Here is a 17156-nt window from a genome sequence, read left to right as displayed (position 1 = left end):
GGGAGATCTCGATGCGGTTTGGCGGGAGTGGCTTTCGGTGAGGTCGCTGGCCTGGCCGGTGAGGCTATTACCCGACTCCACCTTTTATCGGACCAGGTGGATGATTTCCTTAAATGTGTGATGGGCGCGTATCAGGAGGTTCTGGAGGTGGGAGAGTTGACCGCACGGGCAGGCGTGGAGGGGAATCAGGCCCGTCGGATGTGACCGAGAAACAGGCGGGTGAAGGGTACGTCGACTCGGGTGCTCTGTTCGTTCCTGACGGTGCGGATGTGGCGCTCAAGCCGATGCTGGGAGCGGACGGGGAAACCAGAGCCCCCGTCGGGCGGGTCCCGGCGGGGGTTGCAGAACGCGACGCCCGCGTGCAGTGGGCGCGGCTTTGTCGGCAGGGTGTTTCGCCTTGGCAAGTCGTTGGTGATCTACGGAATAGAGAGAGTCTTATGCGCATCTTTCGCAGGCGGCGTTCGTGGTGTGCGGGTGCCGTGGTCGCGCCGGTTCTTCTGGGCGTGGTCGCCTGTGGCGCGGGCTCCGATGGGGAGGAAGAGCGGGCGGGGAAGGGCCGCGATGCTTCGCAGGGCGTGAAGGCCGAGAAGGCGGACGGGCAGGCGCAGACGGGTGGGGATCGTCGGGCGGCGTTGAAGAAGATGGCGCTCGCCGCCGAGGACGTGGCCGGGCGCAGGATCAGGCCGATGAACAACGCGCTGGCGGCGGCGTTCGGGAAGGGCGGATCCATCGCCGATCCGGCGCGGTGCCGACCGCTGGACGACATGTTGTCGTACGGGTCCAGCCCCGAGCCCAAGGCGTTCCATCCCCTCTCCGTCGTCGAGAAAGGCTCCACGTACAACGAGCCGAAGGGCACGAAGCTCGTCGTGGGCCTCGCGGCGCACGACGGATCCGGCGCCAAGAAGGTGCTGGCGAAACTGCGGGCCGCGGTGACGAAGTGCGGTAACGGCTTTGAAGGCGGGAACGGCGCGTACAACGAAGTCCAGGAGCAGTCCCCCGAGGGCCTAGGGGACGAGTCGGTCTCGTACGTGGTGTGGGGCGGCGCACACGGGGAGGACGCCGGCGCCATGTTCACCGTGGTGCGCAGTGGCTCGACCGTTGTCACCTTCAACGCCACCGACCTGGAGGCGCCCTGGGAGGTCACGAAGCCTGACCGCGCGCTGGTCAAGGCCCAGTTGGCGAAGGTGGCGAAGGCGGCGCACTGAATCTGGGCTATGGCTGGGAAGTGCGCCCTCGGGTGGGTGCGGTGCCGGTCTTGAGGGCCGTTATGAGGGTGCCGAGTTGGGCGGGGTGGGTGGTGAGGATCGTTTGGGGGTCGTCGCTTTCCCGGAGGAGAACGGTGCCGTCGGGGCCTGCGGCCACGTAGACGCAGGAAGATGCGTTCTCGCTGTAGGTGGACTTCTGCCAGTTGAGTGCGTCCATGGGGTACTGATCCTCAGGTATTCCGTGCCAGGCGGTGGATGACGTCACGGGAAGCATCCTGCTTGAGGGTGACCTCTTCCATGCGGTCGAGTTGCGCTGTGTCGAGCGCGGGACCGGACCATGCGCGTAGTCGAGACCGTGCCCCGCCGTGGGGAACGAGGTGCCGCCGAAGGGGGATCACCCGGACAGCGGTGGCGCGGCCGCAAGTTTGCCGGGGAGGGCTACGGCTGGGAAGTGCGCCCTCGGGTGGGCGCGGTGCCGGTCTTGAGGGCCGTTATGAGGGTGCCGAGTTGGGCGGGGTGGGTGGTGAGGATCGTTTGGGGGTCGTCGCTTTCCCGGAGGAGGACGGTGCCGTCGGGGCCTGCGGCCACGTACACGCAAGACGATGCCTCTGAGCTGTAGGAGGACTTCTGCCAGGTCAGCATGGGATCAGGGGTTCCTTCAGGCTCGGGCTGCTGCTTGGTGGATCAGTGCGCGGGATTCCTCGGCGGACAGCGCGAGCGTTTCCAGGCGGTCCAGGACTGTTCTGTACCGCTCCAACTGAGCGGCGGCGTCGATGAATTCACTCCCATGTTCGGTATCGATCTGGACGGTGTCGAGTTGCGCGACGGGACCACTCGCGTAGTCGAGCCCTTGCCCTGAGCCGGGGAAGGCTCCTCGGCCGAACGGGATCACCAGCACCGTGACGTTGTCGAGCTGGCCCATCTCGGCCAGGTGGGCCAGCTGATCCGCAGCCACAGTGGGGCCGCCGACCTGCATGCGCAGAGCCGCTTCGTGGATGACAGCTGTGTATCGGAGTGGCGCATCGCCGTACAGAACGGCTTGTCGTTTGATCCGGAACGACTGCCGGTGTTCGATCTCATGCGGTAGCAGGGGCGGGACCGCGTCGCCGAAGAGGGCACGGGCATGCTGGGCGGTCTGCAACAGCCCGGGAATGTGCAGTGCTTGCGCCACCCGTAGTGCGGCGGCGTGATGTTCGACTTCGGCCAGGTCCAGCAGTCCGTGTGGCAGCAGACCGCGGTACTCCTCCCACCACCCGCGCGTCCGGCCGCCCGTCATGCCGACCAGAGCCTCGATGAGGCTGTAGTCGGCGCAGGCGTAGTTGCGGGCGATGGCGCGTACGCGGTCAGGTCCGACGGCGTAGCGACCTGCCTCGATGTTGCTGACGCGTGACTGGTTGACGCCGAGTCGGGACGCGGCCTGGTTGGTGGACAGTCCGGCGCGGTCACGTAGTTTGCGCAGCTCAGCGCCGAGTCGCCGCTGCCGCAGCGTGGGTTGCTTGCCGGGCGGCATATCCGTCCCCTCTCGGGTGCGCACGGAAGGGCCCCGTCACTCACACGAGTGGTGATGGGCCCTATTCCTCTCTTCCGATGGAATATAGGCCATCTGTCGGCCTACGGTTGCCGTGGTCGGCCTCAACTGCCGCGTTCCAGAAGCCGAAAGTGCAACGCACCGTAGCGAATCGCGGCATGCCATCGCTGGGCCCGACCGTCCCGTTGCCCAACTCCCACCGCCCCAGGAGTCACCCATGCCCACCGTAGCCCCTGCCCCGGCCTGGTCATATGTTCTCCACCTCCCGCACGACCCCAGAGCCCCCCGCGTCGCCCGCATGACCCTCCGCGCAGCCCTCGCCGCGCACGGCCCCCTCGAACTCCTCGACGCCGCCGAGCTGTTGACCTCTGAACTCGTCACCAATGCCTACCGGCACACGTCCGGGCCCGCCGCCCTCCGCGTGCGCGGCCTTGACGGTCCGCGCCATGGGATCCGGGTCGGGGTGTGGGACACCGACCCGCGCATCCCGCCCCCGTTCGACGCGGGCGCCGTGCACCGCCCGCCCCTCCGTCCCGCCCCGCCGGGCGCCGACCACGGCCGTGGTCTCCACCTCGTCCGGCTGTGCGCCGACGCGTGGGGCGGCTTCGCGCTCGGTGACGACCTCTTCGGTCGGGGCGGCAAGCTGCTCTGGTTCGAGGTGGTGGCCCCGGGGCTGGCCTTGGAGGTGGTGGCGTGACGGCAGCGGATGCGCACACCCGTGCCCGGGCGGGCGCGAAGCAGGGCTGTGCCGTCCCCTCGGAATGATCTATTCCGAAAACTCCAAGGCGGTGGTCGAGCTTGTCCCGGCACGGGACACGCCCACTCTTGACCGCCCGCATGTTCGATTACCACACGCGCCCCCACCTCGCCACCCAAACCCGCTGAAGTCCGTACTCTCCACCCCAAGGATGACGACCCACCCCAAAGGTGGAGACCTCTGACCTGCGGTGATCTCTCTGGGTGTGCGGAAGGTAACCCACCTTCATACCCGCCGTACCAGCCGCGCATGCGCTCGCGGGCCAGCGAACTTACCTCAATCTGGCTGAACTTTTGTTGATCGAGGCTTAGTTGACGGGTGCAGCGCCTTACCCTTCACAGGGTGAACCAATTGATGTCCCGCGCGTCCACGGACGCGCCCGAAGGAGCCGAATCCGCGCCGCCCGGAAATCTGCCCGGCGCGCTGCCAGCAGCGCTGCGCGCCGAACTCATCGCCTTCCGGCGTGACTTGCACATGCATCCGGAGCTCGGCAACCAGGAGTTCCGCACGACCGCGGCGATCAAGACGCGCCTGGAGAAAGCCGGGCTCACGCCCCGCGTGCTCCCGGTCGGGACCGGGCTCGTCTGCGACGTCGGGGGCACCCCGGACACCGCTGGACGCCCCGTGCTCGCGCTGCGTGCGGACATCGACGCCCTGCCCATTCCGGACACCAAGACCAGCGCCACGTACCGCTCCACCGTCCCGGACCGTGCCCACGCCTGCGGCCACGACGTCCACACCACCGTCGTCCTCGGCGCCGGACTCGTCCTCGCCGAACTGGCCCGCGAGGGCCGCCTGCCGCACCCGGTGCGGCTGATCTTCCAGCCCGCGGAGGAGGTGCTCCCCGGCGGTGCCACGGACGCCGTCGCCTGTGGCGTGCTCGACGGGGTCGGCCGCATCATCGCCGTGCACTGCGACCCCCGCGTCGACGCGGGCCGCATCGGCCTGCGCCACGGCCCGATCACCTCCGCCTGCGACCGCCTGGAGGTCTCCCTCGCCGGGCCCGGCGGCCACACCGCACGGCCGCATCTGACGACCGACCTGGTCACCGCCGCCGCGAAGGTCGTCAGCGAGGTCCCGGCCCTGGTCGGCCGGCGCGTGGACGCCCGTTCGGGGCTCTCCGTCACCTGGGGCCGCATCGACGCGGGCCACGCGTGCAACGTGATCCCGCAGCACGCCGAGCTCTCCGGCACCATCCGCTGCCTCGACATCAACGCGTGGCGGCAGGCCCCCGACATCGTGCACGCGGCCGTGCAGGAGATCGCCGACCTGCACCGCGCCAAGTCCGCGATCAACTACGTGCGCGGGGTGCCGCCCGTCGTCAACGACCCCGTCGTCACAGACCTGTTGAGGGACGCGATGGCCGCGCGGCGCGGCGCCGACGCGGTCGAGGACACCGAGCAGAGCCTCGGCGGCGAGGACTTCTCCTGGTACCTGGAGCACGTCCCGGGCGCCATGGCGCGACTCGGCGTCCGTACGCCCGGCGAACGCGGCGTACGCGACCTGCACCAGGGCGACTTCGACGCCGACGAGCACGCCATCACCGTGGGCGTGGAGCTCTTCACCGCCGCCGCGCTCCTCGACGCGGCCGACCGCACGTCCTGAGGCCCGCGAGCCCACAGGACGTCCCGTACGCACCACGGCCGCACCGCCAGAAGCCACCCGGCCGGGATCCCGTGAAGCGTCGCCGTCGGCACCCACAAGGCGCCACGGCCCGCCCCCGGGATCCACCCCGCGGCCATCCCGCCAGGGACCCCGCGGCCATGCCGCGATGAACCCCGCAGCCATCCCGCCAGGGACCCCGCGGCCATCCCGCCACGAATCGATAACGGCCCCCGCCGAAACCGTTTCCCTCCCTTTCTACGCGCGTTAGTGTGCGCCGGAATCCGCGCCGTTCCAGGTGCGTCGGGGAACGTTCGGAACGTAAGGGGTACGTCCTATGCGTCGACGTCGTCAGCTTCGCACCACCCGATCAGCAGGGATTTCCCGCGCGGCCGTGGCGGTCGCGGCCCTCGCCCTCGTGGCCACCGCCTGCGGCGAGACCAGCAGCGACGCCGCCAAGGACGACGACGGCGGCAAGAAGAGCGGCGCGTACCAGGGCAAGGGCATCGGACTCGCGTACGACATCGGCGGGCAGGGCGACCAGTCCTTCAACGACGCGGCCCACAGCGGCTATGCGCGGGCCCGCAAGGACTTCAAGATCGGCGGCGTCGACATGGAGCCCGGCGACGGCGAGTCCAGCGCCGACAAGACCCAGCGCATCGAACAGCTCGCCCGCCAGGGGTACGACCCGGTGGTCGGCGTCGGCTTCATCTACGCGCCCGCCATCCAGGAAGTCGCGAAGAAGTACCCGGACACCACTTTCGGGATCATCGACGACAACACCGTACGGGCCGACAACGTCGCCGATCTCGTCTTCCACGAGGAACAGGGCTCCTATCTCGCCGGAGTCGCCGCCGCGAAGACGACCAAGGCCAAACACGTCGGATTCATCGGCGGCGTCGACATTCCGATCATTCACAAATTCGAAGCCGGGTTCGTGCAGGGCGTGAAGTCGGTCGACCCGAAGATCAAAATCGAGCGGCGCTATCTGACCGAGAAACCGGAGGAGGGCGGGTTCGCCAGCCCCGACAAGGGCCAGGACGCCGCGAGCGGCCAGCTCGAAGCGGGCGCGGACGTGCTCTACCACGCGGCCGGGCTCTCCGGGCAGGGCGTGATCCAGGAGGCCGGGTCGCAGAAGAAGTGGGCGATCGGCGTCGACTCCGACCAGTACCGGCAGAAGGCCCTCGCCAAGTACAAGAAGTACATCCTCGGTTCGGCCTTCAAGGACGTGGGCGGGGCGGTGTACGACCTGACGAAGTCGGTGGTCCACGGCAAGCCGGTGACCGGCACACAGCGGTACGACCTGAAGTCGGGGCGCGTGGGCTTCTCCGACTCCAACCCCGAGTACCAGCGGATGAAGGACGTCGTGGCCGCGGTCGAGCAGGCGAAGAAGGACATCATCAGCGGCAAGGTGAAGGTCAAGATCAAGCCATAGCGCACAGGGGGCGGCCGCGGGGTCACCCAGCCCGTCCGGCGTTCGAGGACGAGGCCGAAGGCCGATCGGCCCGGGGCGGAGGGGCCCGGCCCACAAGCCCGTTCGAGGCCCAGGGGCCGGCCCCCGTGTGCAGGTTCACGTCGTACGTATAACTACGGCGTTGCCCCGTCCACGCCGCGTTAACACGTCGTACGTATAACCCGTTGCGCCCCGGCGGATCCGTCCCGTCCGGACGGCGTCGACCAGGTGTCACCTGGCCGACGCCCGGCGGCCACAGCTCGATAACGGACCGGACAGAAGGGTTCTTATGTCAGGTCTACGCGCGTTACGCTGCGGCGAAATCGCGCCGGGTGAGGCGCGCCTCACGTACGTCCTCGCGTACGCCTCCGTACGTATCCGCAGCGTGTGCACGCGCAGCAGCGCACCCCCGCACGCGTGGCGGTCGTACCCGCGTCGTACACGTCAGGGCGTTGTCCAAAGGAGTTCGTCCCTATGCGCCGGGTGTCCCGACTCGCGCTCGCGTCCGCCGCGACCGCCGCCTTCGCCGTCACCGTCTCCGCCTGTGGCGGCACCTCAAGCGACGCCGCCAAGAGCGACGACGGAGGCAAGAAGAAGGGCGTCGCGATCGCGTACGACGTCGGCGGCGCGGGCGACCAGTCCTTCAACGACGCCGCCACGGCGGGCATGGACAAGGCCGCCGCGGACTTCAAGATCGGCAAGAAGGCCGTCGAGCCGACCGACGGCGAGTCCGACGCCGACAAGATCCAGCGCCTCACCGAGCTGGCCAAGCAGGGCTACAACCCGGTCATCGGCGTCGGCTTCGCCTACGCGCCCGCCGTCAAGGAGGTCGCGGCCAAGCACCCGGACGTCACCTTCGGCATCGTCGACGACGCCACCATCAACGCCAAGAACGTCGCGGACCTGGTCTTCACCGAGGAGCAGTCCTCCTACCTGGCCGGCGTCGCCGCCGCCAAGGCCACCAAGTCCAAGACCGTCGGCTTCGTCGGCGGCGTGGACAACCCGCTGATCCGCAAGTTCGAGGCGGGCTTCGTCCAGGGCGTCCAGGCCACCGACAAGTCGGTCAAGATCAAGCGCCAGTTCCTCACGGACAAGCCCGAGGACGGCGGCTTCTCCAGCCCGGACAAGGGCAAGGAGGCGGCCAGCGGCCAGATCGAGGGCGGCGCCGACGTGGTCTACCACGCCGCAGGACTCTCCGGCCAGGGCGTGATCGAGGCCGCCGCCGCCAAGAAGGTGTGGGCGATCGGCGTCGACTCCGACCAGTACCGGCAGAAGGCCCTCGACAAGTACAAGAAGTACATCCTGACGTCGGCCACCAAGGACGTCTCCGGCGCGGTGTACAACCTGGTGAAGTCGGTTCAGGATGGCAAGGCCGAGGGCGGCGTCGTGCGCGCCGACCTCAAGTCCGGCGGCGTCGGCCTGGCCGACTCCAACCCGGAGTTCATGAAGATGAAGGACCTGCAGGCGGCCCTGAAGAAGGCCGAGCAGGGCATCGGCAGCGGCAAGATCAAGGTCAAGACGAAGCTGTAACGAGCGGCGTCACGGCCGCGGAACGGGGTGTGGGCACCATGGACCGAACGGTCCGCTCGCGCCCCGTTCGCGCGGCCAGCCTCAACCACCGTACGAAGCGCCGCAGTTGGCGGGGCGCGGTGGCGTCTGAGGCGTGAAGCAGGGGCACACCGCGTGCGCGGCGCAGGCCCCTTTCCTTTAAGTCCCCGAGGAGAGTGCGCCATCGACGCGTCCACCACCCCTCCGCCCACCGCCACCACGTGCGCGGTGGAACTCGCCGGAATCACCAAGCGGTTCCCCGGCGTGGTCGCCAACCACGACATCCATCTGAGCGTCCGCAAGGGCACCGTCCACGCCCTCGTCGGTGAGAACGGCGCCGGCAAGTCGACGCTGATGAAGATCCTCTACGGCATGCAGAAGCCGGACGAGGGCACCATCGCCGTCGACGGCGAGCAGGTCGCCTTCGGCAGCCCGGCCGACGCCATCGCGCGCGGCATCGGCATGGTGCACCAGCACTTCATGCTCGCCGACCAGCTCACCGTCCTGGAGAACATCGTCCTCGGCAGCGAGAAGCTGTACGGCATCGGCGCCGGGGCCCGCCGCAAGGTCCTGGAGATATCCGAGCGCTACGGCCTCGGGGTGCGCCCGGACGCCCACGTCGAGGACCTCGGCGTCGCCGACCGCCAGCGCGTGGAGATCCTCAAGGTCCTGTACCGGGGCGCCACCACGCTCATCCTCGACGAGCCGACCGCCGTGCTCGTGCCGCAGGAGGTCGACGCGCTCTTCGACAACCTGCGCGAGCTCAAGTCCGAGGGCCTGTCCGTCATCTTCATCTCGCACAAGCTGGGCGAGGTGCTCTCCGTGGCGGACGACATCACCGTCATCCGGCGCGGCACGACCGTGGGCACGGCCGTGCCGTCGCAGACCACCCCGCGCCAGCTCGCCGAGCTGATGGTGGGCAGCGAGCTGCCGACGCCGGAGACCGCCGAGTCGACGGTCACCGACCGGCCGATGCTGGAGGTCGACCGGCTCAAGCTGCTCGCGGGCGACTCGGACCGGGCGCTCCTCGACGACATCTCCTTCACCATCCACGAGGGCGAGGTCCTCGGCATCGCCGGTGTCGAGGGCAACGGCCAGACCGAGCTGATCGACGCCCTGATCGGCCTCAAGCACGCCGACTCCGGGGCCGTCCGGCTCGCCGGTGAGGACATCACCGCCTGGGCGACGCGCAAGCGCCGCGAGGAGGGCGTCGGCTACATCCCCGAGGACCGCCACCGCCACGGGCTCCTCCTGGAGTCCCCGCTGTGGGAGAACCGCATCCTCGGCCACGTGACCGAGAAGCCGAACGCGAAGGGCTTCTGGCTCGACCCCAAGGGCGCCCAGGCCGACACCCGTCGCATCGTCGAGGAGTACGACGTCCGTACGCCCGGCATCGACGTGACCGCGGCCTCGCTGTCCGGCGGCAACCAGCAGAAGCTGATCGTCGGCCGCGAGATGAGCCACAAGCCGCGCTTCCTCATCGCCGCGCACCCCACCCGCGGCGTGGACGTCGGCGCGCAGGCGCAGATCTGGGACCAGATCCGCGAGGCCCGCCGCGAGGGCCTCGCCGTGCTCCTCATCTCCGCCGACCTGGACGAGCTGATCGGCCTGTCCGACACGCTGCGGGTGATCTACCGCGGCCGGCTCGTCGCGGACGCCGACCCGGCCACGGTCACCCCGGAGGAGCTGGGTTCGGCGATGACGGGCGCGGCCTCCGGTCACCTGGAGCACGTGGAGGAACCCGAGAACACCACGTCCGCCGCGGCAGCGGAGGACGTCACGGAAGACGCCGGTCCGGAGGACGAGGCCCGATGAAGAAGTTCGACAAGGAGCGCGTGCTCCTCGCTCTGGCGGGGCCGGTCATCGCGCTCGTCGCGGCCATGGTGCTGACCTCGGTCGTCCTGGTCGCCTCGGGCAAGAGCCCGATCGAGCCGTACAGCCTGATGTTCGAGCAGGCCACCTACTCGGACATCCAGGTCCTGATCATCAATCAGGCCGGGATGTACTACCTGGCCGCGCTCGCGGTGGCCGTCGGTTTCCGCATGAACCTGTTCAACATCGGCGTGGACGGCCAGTACCGCCTCGCCGCGATGGTCACCGCGGTCGTCGGCGCGCACGTCTCGCTGCCGTCCGGGCTCCAGATCCCGCTGCTCATCCTGGTGGCGATGCTCACCGGCGCCTTCTGGGCGGGCATCGCGGGCATCCTGAAGACCACCCGGGGCGTCAGCGAGGTCGTCGCGACGATCATGCTCAACGCGATCGCGACGAGCGTCATCGGCTACCTCACCCTGGAGGAGAACTTCGGCGTCCCGGTCGGCAACAACCAGACCACCGGCGTCATGCACTCCTCCGGCTGGTTCCCCGGCATCGACATGGGCTCCTCCGGCGAGATCTACGGCTTCGTCGTCGTCGCGGTCCTCGCGGGCGTCCTGTACTGGCTCGTCCTCAACCGCACCCGCTTCGGCTTCGACCTGCGCGCCACCGGCGCCTCCGAGTCGGCCGCCGCGGCGTCCGGCGTCAACGCCAAGCGCATGGTGCTCACCGCCATGCTGATCTCCGGCGCGGTCGCGGGTCTCGCGGGCATGCCGATCCTCCTCGGCGACGTGCACACCTACAGCCTGAGCTTCCCCACCGGACTCGGCTTCACCGGCATCACCATCGCGCTGCTCGGCCGCAACAACCCGGTCGGCATCGCCTTCGCCGCGCTGCTCATCTCGTTCCTCGACAAGGCGTCCCCGGCGCTTGACTACAAGGGGTACGACAAGGAGATCGCGGTCATCATGCAGGGCCTGATCGTGATCGCCGTCGTGGTCTCGTACGAGGCCGTGCGCCGCTGGGGGCTGCGCCGCCAGCAGCAGCGCGTGGGTGAGGAACTCGCCGCGGCCGCGTCCGCAGCAAGCACCAACGACTCCGTGAAGGAGGTGGCCGCGCGATGAGCACCGCCACCGTCACCAAGGCCGCGCCCGCGAAGCCCGCGCCGGGCCGCCGCCGCATCTCGCTCCCCGTCCTGCTGCTGATCATCGCGGGCGTGCTCGTCCTGACCTCGGTCGTACGGCTGATCACGGACGCCCACGGCATCACCTCCACCGGCCAGATGTCCGGCGCCCTGCGCCTGGCCGTGCCGATCGGACTCGCGGGTCTCGGCGGCCTGTGGGCCGAGCGCGCGGGCGTGGTCAACATCGGCCTCGAAGGCATGCTGATCCTCGGCACCTGGTTCGGCGCCTGGGCGGGCTATCAGTGGGGCCCGTGGGTCGGCATCGTCTTCGGCATCCTCGGCGGGGCGATCGGCGGCCTGCTGCACGCCATCGTCACGGTCACGTTCAACGTCAACCACATCGTGTCCGGCGTGGCGATCAACATCCTCGCCCTCGGCACCACCCGCTATCTGTCGACGTACGCCTTCGAGGGCACGGACGGCGGCACCTCCAAGCAGTCGCCGGGCGTGGACTCGCTCGGCAAGTTCTCCGTGCCGGGCCTCTCGGACTGGCTGGTGGACCTCAACCAGAAGCACTGGTTCCTGGTCTCCGACCTCGCGGGCCTGCTCGGCGGGCTGCTCACCGACGTCTCGCCGCTGACGCTCATCGCCATCGCGATGGTGCCGCTGAGCTGGTTCGTCCTGTGGCGCACGTCCTTCGGCCTGCGCCTGCGCTCCTGCGGTGAGAACCCGGTCGCCGCGGAGTCCCTCGGCGTCAACGTCTACAAGTACAAGTACCTGGCGGTCATGATCTCCGGCGGCCTCGCCGGGCTCGGCGGCGCCTTCCTGTCCCTGGTGGCCTCGAACATCTACCTGGAGGGCCAGACCGGCGGCCGCGGCTACATCGGCCTCGCCGCGATGATCTTCGGTAACTGGATGCCGGGCGGACTGGCCATCGGCGCGGGCCTGTTCGGTTACACCGACAGCCTGAAGCTGCGGGGCGGCGGCACGAATGTCCACGCCCTGCTCCTGCTGATCGCCATCCTTCTGGTCATCGGTGCGATCTACCTGGTGTGGCGCAAGCGCTACGTTCCCGCGGCGGTCACCGCGGTGATCTCGGCGCTGATGTTCGCCTGGTACGGCCTCACCGACGAGGTGCCGAACCAGGTCGTGACGGCCACGCCGTACGTCGTGACGCTGCTGGTCCTGTCGCTGTCGGCCCAACGCCTGCGGATGCCGAAGGCGAACGGCCTGCCGTACCGGAAGGGACAAGGGAAGTGACCACCGCTGCCGACTGGGAGGCCCTGCGGGACGCCGCGCGCGAGGCCATGTCCCGTGCCTACGCGCCCTACTCGGGCTTCCCCGTCGGCGCGGCGGCCCTGGCCGACGACGGCCGCACGGTCACCGGCTGCAACGTGGAGAACGCCAGTTACGGGCTCGGCCTGTGCGCCGAGTGCGGTCTGATCTCCCAGCTCCAGCTCACCGGCGGCGGCCGCCTCACCCACTTCACCTGCGTGGACGGCAAGGGCGACATCCTGATGCCCTGCGGCCGCTGCCGCCAGCTCCTGTACGAGTTCGGCGGTCCCGGGCTGCTGATCGAGACGGCCTCGGGCGTCCGCAGCCTCGCCGAGCTGCTGCCGGACGCGTTCGGCCCCGAGAACCTCGACTGAACAAGGCCCCCGCCGTCGGCGGGGGCCTTCTTCAACCCCCTTTCTCTATGCGCGTAGAGTCCCGTCTACGCACGACTGTCACTGCCGGAAGGAATGCCATGGACGTCATCTCCGTCATCCGTACGAAGCGGGACCGGGGCGAGCTGAGCGACGAGCAGATCGACTGGGTCATCGACGCGTACACGCGCGGTGCCGTCGCCGACGAGCAGATGTCGGCCCTGGCCATGGCCATCCTGCTCAACGGCATGAACCGCGGTGAGATCGCCCGCTGGACGGCGGCGATGATCGCGTCCGGCGAGCGCATGGACTTCTCGTCCCTGTCCCGCCCCACCGCCGACAAGCACTCCACCGGCGGCGTCGGCGACAAGATCACGCTGCCGCTCGCCCCGCTGGTCGCCGCGTGCGGCGCGGCCGTGCCGCAGCTGTCCGGGCGCGGCCTCGGCCACACCGGCGGCACCCTGGACAAGCTGGAGGCGATCCCCGGCTGGCGCGCCCTGCTCTCCAACGAGGAGATGCTGAACGTCCTCGACGGCGTCGGCTCGGTGATCTGCGCGGCGGGCGACGGCCTGGCCCCCGCCGACAAGAAGCTGTACGCGCTCCGCGACGTGACGGGCACGGTCGAGGCGATCCCGCTGATCGCCTCCTCCATCATGTCGAAGAAGATCGCGGAGGGGACGGGCTCGCTCGTCCTGGACGTGAAGGTCGGCACCGGCGCGTTCATGAAGACGATCGAGGACGCGCGGGAACTGGCCGCCACGATGGTCGGCCTCGGCACCGACCACGGCGTCCGCACGGTGGCGCTGCTCACCGACATGTCCACGCCGCTCGGCCTCACGGCGGGCAACGCCCTGGAAGTCCGCGAGTCCGTCGAGGTCCTCGCGGGCGGCGGCCCGGCCGACGTGGTGGAGCTGACCCTCGCCCTGGCCCGCGAGATGCTCGACGCGGCGGGCCTGCCGGACGCCGACCCGGCGAAGGCCCTCGCCGACGGCTCCGCGATGGACGTCTGGCGCCGCATGATCGCCGCGCAGGGCGGCGACCCCGACGCGCAGCTGCCGGTGGCGCGCGAGACCCACGTCGTGACCGCGCCGTCCTCCGGCGTGCTCACCCGCCTCGACGCCTATGACGTCGGCGTCGCGGCCTGGCGCCTCGGCGCGGGCCGGGCCCGCAAGGAGGACCCGGTGCAGGCCGGGGCCGGCGTCGAACTCCACGCCAAGCCGGGCACCACGGTCACCGCGGGCCAGCCCCTCCTCACCCTCCACACGGACACCCCCGAGCGCTTCGCGTACGCCCTTGAGTCCCTCGCGGGCGCGTACGACATCGCTCCCGAGGGCACGGCGTTCTCGGCGAAGCCGATCGTCCTGGAGCGGGTGGGCTGATCCCTCGCGGGGCGCCCCGGGCCCGCCCCTTACCGAGCCAGGGGCTGGCCGCCCCTGGCACCCCGCCCCTTTGTCGCGCTGGCGCGCTCGTCCTCAAACGCCGGACGGGCTGAATACCCACGGCCCGAGCCGGAGACCATTCAGCCCGTCCGGCGTTTGAGGACGAGGCGCGGAGCGCCGATACGGGGTCCGGGGCGGAGCCCCGGTTTCGGGAAGGGGCGGGGTGGGGGAGAACCGCGCACCGATGAGTTCGCCCCACCTCGCCGGTCCCTCCTACGTGGCAGCTTCCGACGAGAACCCCGCGAACCACATGGTGATCACCGGCCCCGTCCGCAAGGACGACATCCCGGCGCTGTGCGCCGAGCTCGACCGGCGTGCCGGGCCCGGCCAGGGCCCGGTGGTGTGCGACCTGCGCGGCGTCACCACCGCGGACCTGGCCACCGTCGAGGCCGTGGCCAGGCTGCGGCTCGCCGCCCGCAGGGCCGACGTGGGGCTGCGCCTGCGCGGCCCCACCCCGGCCCTGTGGGCGCTGCTGCGCTTGGTCGGCCTCGCGGAGCTATGCGTCGAGGTGGAGCGGGACCCCGAACAGCGGGAACCACCGCTCGGTGTCGAGGAAGCAGTGGAACCCCGCGACCCGGCCCGCTGAGAGCTCGATGACCTGGATCGCCCAGGGCATGAAGCCGCCGTTGTCCGGGTCGGGCTTGTACTGCGCGAACGCGGGCGTGCCGTTCGCCTCCACCGGGAGGAGCCGGGAGTTCGCGCACGCCGCGCCCATCGTCGACATGAAGCCGGTGATGTCCTGCGGCCCGCGCAGCCACAGGTCGAACGGCGGCATCGTCATGACGGCGTCCTCGTGGAGCAGGGCGGTGAGCGCCGCCATGTCGTACCCCTCGAAGGCCTTCACATAGCGGTCGAGGAGCTTGCGCTGCTCCTCGTCCAGCGGGTCGGACGTCGCGGTGTCGTCGGCGGGGCGCTCGGCGAGGGTCGCGCGGGCCCGCTGCAGCGCGCTGTTCACGGAGGCGACCGTCGTGCCGAGCAGCTCGGCGACCTCGCTGGCCTTCCAGGCGAGGACCTCGCGCAGGATGAGCACCGCCCGCTGCTTGGCGGGCAGTTGCTGGAGCGCGGCGACGAAGGCGAGCCGCACGGACTCCTTGGCGACGGCCGCCTCCTCGGGGTCGCTGACCGAGGGCAGGACGCGGGCGTCCGGTATCGGCTCCAGCCAGACGTTGTCCGCGCGGGGGTTGAGGGCCGCCTGGGCCAGGGGCGTGGACGCGGTCAGGTCCATGGGGCGGGCGCGGCGGTTGCCCGCGTTCAGCATGTCCAGGCAGACGTTCGTCGCGATGCGGTACAGCCAGGAGCGGAGGCTGGAGCGGCCCTCGAACTTCTCATAGCTGCGCCAGGCGCGGACCATCGTGTCCTGCACGGCGTCCTCGGCCTCGAAGGCCGAGCCCAGCATGCGGTAGCAGTACCCCGTGAGCTCGACGCGGTGCTTCTCCAGGCTCGCGTCCAGCTCGGTGGTCGCTCCAACGGTCCGGCTCATCCCAACCCACCCCTGTGCCTCTGCCTCGCCGGCGCGGACGCCCCAGCACACCGGAAGCTACCGCAGCCCACTGACAACGGCCTCCGGAGCGGCGGAAACGGCAGTTCACGGGGGTTGTTTGCGCTATGGGCGCGCGCCCGCGCCCGGCCACCGGCGCGCCGCCGCCGTCAGCAGGCGCCCGGCCACCGGTCCGGTCGGCAGGCGCTCGCCCCCGGTGCCGTCAGCAGGCGCTCGCCACCGGCGTCACGCGCCGCGCCGCCCGCGTCCCGAACAGCGTGATCCCCACGACGCCCACCACCGCGAGCACGCCGAGCGCCACGGTCCCGCCCCAGCCGCCGGAGTGGAAGGCGACCGCGCCGAGCGTGCCGCCCGCGCTGCTGCCCACGTAGTACGCGGACTGGTAGAGCGCGGAGGCCTGCGCGCGGCCCCGCGTGGCCGTGTGGCTCACCGACGAGGACGCCACGGCGTGGCCCGCGAAGAAGCCCGCCGTGATCAGGACCAGGCCGAGCAGCACCAGGAGGACGTCGGTGGACAGGGAGAGCAGCAGGCCCGCGGCCGTCGTGCTCGCGGCCAGGTACAGCGCGCCGCGCCGCCCGAGCCGCATCACCAGCTTCCCGGCCGCGGCCGAGGAGGCCGTACCGACCAGATAGACGAGGAAGATCGAGCCGATGACGCCCTGCGGCAGCGAGAACGGCGCCTCGGTGAGGCGGTAGCCGATCACCGTGTAGACCGCGCCGAACACCGTCATGAACAGCGCGCCGATCGCGTACAGACGGCGCAGCAGCGGGTTCGACAGGTGCGAACGCACCGTGCGGCCCAGGGACTTCGGGCTGAGCGTGCCCGGCGTGAAGTGGCGCGGCGCGGGCAGCAGCGCGCGGAAGGCGAGCGCGCACAGGACCGCGACGGCGCCGACCACGGCGAGGGCCCAGCGCCAGCCCCAGGCCTGCGCGACCCAGCCGGTGACGATGCGGCCGCTCATGCCGCCGATGGAGTTGCCCGCCACGAACATGCCGATCGCGGCGACCAGGGCCTTGGGCCGCACCTCCTCGGCGAGGTAGGCCATCGCGGAGGCGGGCAGTCCGGCGAGCGCCGCGCCCTGCACCGCGCGCAGCGCGATCAGGGCGCCCACGGAGGGGGCGAGCGGCACGAGCAGACCGACCACGACGGCCACGGCGAGTGACGCCGTCATCAGGGTGCGGCGGCCGTACCGCTCCGACAGGGCGCTCAGCGGCAGGACGAACAGGGCGAGCGCGCCGGTCGCGGCGGACACCGTCCAGCTCGCGGTGGACGCGCTCACGCCCAGGTCGGCGGAGATCAGGGGGAGCAGCGCCTGCGTGGAGTACAGCAGGGCGAAGGTGGCGACGCCCGCGAGGAAGAGCGCGAAGCTCATGCGGCGGTAGCCGGGGCCTCCGGGTGCCATGCGGGAGTCGCGCGCGGGGGTGGCTTCGGGAGCGGGGGACGACGGGGGAAGGGCGACCGCGTGGGTGGCGGACGCCCCGCTACTGGCAGGAGGCATGTCACGAACGTAGGACCGCGCCGTCTCATGCGTCCAATGCATGGAAC

General features: G+C 70.4%; 16 protein-coding genes. 11 read left to right on the top strand and 5 right to left on the bottom strand.

Features of this window, described 5'->3' with window-relative positions; genetic code table 11:
* Window positions 1-437: 437 nt before the first annotated feature.
* Window positions 438-1205: a hypothetical protein gene (locus AC5WAM_RS15920; RefSeq protein ID WP_495522953.1), complete on the top strand. Its 768-nt coding sequence runs from the start codon at window positions 438-440 to the stop codon at window positions 1203-1205.
* A gap of 7 nt (window positions 1206-1212) precedes the next feature.
* On the opposite strand, the gene AC5WAM_RS15915 is transcribed toward AC5WAM_RS15920, so the two are convergent.
* The 3 genes from AC5WAM_RS15915 to AC5WAM_RS15905 all read right to left on the bottom strand — a co-directional run bounded on the left by AC5WAM_RS15915 (window position 1213) and on the right by AC5WAM_RS15905 (window position 2715).
* Entirely contained in the window at window positions 1213-1422 is a 210-nt protein-coding gene (locus AC5WAM_RS15915; protein ID WP_366789280.1) for a DUF397 domain-containing protein, read from the bottom strand.
* Between the two features lie 221 nt (window positions 1423-1643).
* Entirely contained in the window at window positions 1644-1847 is a 204-nt protein-coding gene (locus tag AC5WAM_RS15910; protein WP_495522952.1) for a DUF397 domain-containing protein, read from the bottom strand.
* A gap of 16 nt (window positions 1848-1863) precedes the next feature.
* The gene (locus AC5WAM_RS15905) at window positions 1864-2715 is read right to left on the bottom strand and encodes a helix-turn-helix domain-containing protein (RefSeq protein WP_495522951.1); all 852 of its coding nucleotides are present in this window, start codon (window positions 2713-2715) and stop codon (window positions 1864-1866) included.
* Between the two features lie 235 nt (window positions 2716-2950).
* Here AC5WAM_RS15905 and AC5WAM_RS15900 point away from each other — a divergent pair, with 235 nt between their 5' ends.
* The 10 genes from AC5WAM_RS15900 (at window position 2951) to AC5WAM_RS15855 (ending at window position 14699) form a co-directional block, all read left to right on the top strand.
* Window positions 2951-3430, top strand: a complete 480-nt coding sequence (locus AC5WAM_RS15900; RefSeq protein WP_495522950.1) for an ATP-binding protein — start codon at window positions 2951-2953, stop codon at window positions 3428-3430.
* Window positions 3431-3844: 414 nt separating this feature from the next.
* Window positions 3845-5095 carry an amidohydrolase gene (locus tag AC5WAM_RS15895; RefSeq protein ID WP_366789335.1) on the top strand — a complete coding sequence of 417 codons (1251 nt, stop codon included), beginning with the start codon at window positions 3845-3847 and terminating at the stop codon, window positions 5093-5095.
* 334 nt (window positions 5096-5429) lie between these two features.
* The gene (locus AC5WAM_RS15890) at window positions 5430-6527 is read left to right on the top strand and encodes a BMP family lipoprotein (protein WP_366789284.1); all 1098 of its coding nucleotides are present in this window, start codon (window positions 5430-5432) and stop codon (window positions 6525-6527) included.
* A 492-nt stretch (window positions 6528-7019) separates the two neighbouring features.
* Window positions 7020-8075 carry a BMP family lipoprotein gene (locus tag AC5WAM_RS15885; protein ID WP_366789285.1) on the top strand — a complete coding sequence of 352 codons (1056 nt, stop codon included), beginning with the start codon at window positions 7020-7022 and terminating at the stop codon, window positions 8073-8075.
* A 201-nt stretch (window positions 8076-8276) separates the two neighbouring features.
* Window positions 8277-9908: an ABC transporter ATP-binding protein gene (locus AC5WAM_RS15880; RefSeq protein WP_495523594.1), complete on the top strand. Its 1632-nt coding sequence runs from the start codon at window positions 8277-8279 to the stop codon at window positions 9906-9908.
* On the top strand, window positions 9905-11029 hold the full coding sequence (locus AC5WAM_RS15875) for an ABC transporter permease (protein WP_366789287.1): 1125 nt from the start codon (window positions 9905-9907) through the stop codon (window positions 11027-11029). The genes AC5WAM_RS15880 and AC5WAM_RS15875 overlap by 4 nt, the downstream gene beginning before the upstream one ends.
* Window positions 11026-12288 (top strand): ABC transporter permease, encoded by a 1263-nt coding sequence (locus AC5WAM_RS15870; RefSeq protein ID WP_366789288.1) that lies wholly within the window; start codon window positions 11026-11028, stop codon window positions 12286-12288. The genes AC5WAM_RS15875 and AC5WAM_RS15870 overlap by 4 nt, the downstream gene beginning before the upstream one ends.
* Complete coding sequence (locus tag AC5WAM_RS15865) at window positions 12285-12677, top strand: cytidine deaminase (RefSeq protein ID WP_366789289.1); 393 nt, start codon at window positions 12285-12287, stop codon at window positions 12675-12677. Before AC5WAM_RS15870 ends, AC5WAM_RS15865 begins: the two co-directional genes overlap by 4 nt.
* A gap of 98 nt (window positions 12678-12775) precedes the next feature.
* A complete protein-coding gene (locus tag AC5WAM_RS15860) occupies window positions 12776-14053 on the top strand; it encodes a thymidine phosphorylase (protein WP_172383406.1) in 1278 nt (425 codons plus the stop codon).
* A 244-nt stretch (window positions 14054-14297) separates the two neighbouring features.
* Complete coding sequence (locus AC5WAM_RS15855; protein WP_366789291.1) at window positions 14298-14699, top strand: STAS domain-containing protein; 402 nt, start codon at window positions 14298-14300, stop codon at window positions 14697-14699.
* Here the strand turns inward: AC5WAM_RS15855 and AC5WAM_RS15850 are convergent.
* Window positions 14610-15593 carry a sigma-70 family RNA polymerase sigma factor gene (locus tag AC5WAM_RS15850; RefSeq protein ID WP_366789293.1) on the bottom strand — a complete coding sequence of 328 codons (984 nt, stop codon included), beginning with the start codon at window positions 15591-15593 and terminating at the stop codon, window positions 14610-14612. The two genes, AC5WAM_RS15855 and AC5WAM_RS15850, sit on opposite strands and share 90 nt — an antisense overlap.
* A gap of 220 nt (window positions 15594-15813) precedes the next feature.
* A complete protein-coding gene (locus AC5WAM_RS15845; protein ID WP_495522949.1) occupies window positions 15814-17109 on the bottom strand; it encodes an MFS transporter in 1296 nt (431 codons plus the stop codon).
* Window positions 17110-17156: the final 47 nt, after the last annotated feature.

The sequence above is a fragment of the Streptomyces sp. JLYT201 genome (assembly GCF_059448825.1).
The sequence above is the reverse complement of the archived record's forward strand: the minus strand, read 5'-3'. Positions and strand labels throughout refer to the sequence as shown.

Coding starts and splice junctions, on each gene's coding strand:
- AC5WAM_RS15920 (WP_495522953.1), top strand. CDS start 438: ATGCGCATCTTTCGCAGGCGGCGTTCGTGGTGTGCGGGTGCCGTGGTC.
- AC5WAM_RS15915 (WP_366789280.1), bottom strand. CDS start 1,422: ATGGACGCACTCAACTGGCAGAAGTCCACCTACAGCGAGAACGCATCT.
- AC5WAM_RS15910 (WP_495522952.1), bottom strand. CDS start 1,847: ATGCTGACCTGGCAGAAGTCCTCCTACAGCTCAGAGGCATCGTCTTGC.
- AC5WAM_RS15905 (WP_495522951.1), bottom strand. CDS start 2,715: ATGCCGCCCGGCAAGCAACCCACGCTGCGGCAGCGGCGACTCGGCGCT.
- AC5WAM_RS15900 (WP_495522950.1), top strand. CDS start 2,951: ATGCCCACCGTAGCCCCTGCCCCGGCCTGGTCATATGTTCTCCACCTC.
- AC5WAM_RS15895 (WP_366789335.1), top strand. CDS start 3,845: ATGTCCCGCGCGTCCACGGACGCGCCCGAAGGAGCCGAATCCGCGCCG.
- AC5WAM_RS15890 (WP_366789284.1), top strand. CDS start 5,430: ATGCGTCGACGTCGTCAGCTTCGCACCACCCGATCAGCAGGGATTTCC.
- AC5WAM_RS15885 (WP_366789285.1), top strand. CDS start 7,020: ATGCGCCGGGTGTCCCGACTCGCGCTCGCGTCCGCCGCGACCGCCGCC.
- AC5WAM_RS15875 (WP_366789287.1), top strand. CDS start 9,905: ATGAAGAAGTTCGACAAGGAGCGCGTGCTCCTCGCTCTGGCGGGGCCG.
- AC5WAM_RS15870 (WP_366789288.1), top strand. CDS start 11,026: ATGAGCACCGCCACCGTCACCAAGGCCGCGCCCGCGAAGCCCGCGCCG.
- AC5WAM_RS15860 (WP_172383406.1), top strand. CDS start 12,776: ATGGACGTCATCTCCGTCATCCGTACGAAGCGGGACCGGGGCGAGCTG.
- AC5WAM_RS15855 (WP_366789291.1), top strand. CDS start 14,298: ATGAGTTCGCCCCACCTCGCCGGTCCCTCCTACGTGGCAGCTTCCGAC.
- AC5WAM_RS15850 (WP_366789293.1), bottom strand. CDS start 15,593: ATGAGCCGGACCGTTGGAGCGACCACCGAGCTGGACGCGAGCCTGGAG.
- AC5WAM_RS15845 (WP_495522949.1), bottom strand. CDS start 17,109: ATGCCTCCTGCCAGTAGCGGGGCGTCCGCCACCCACGCGGTCGCCCTT.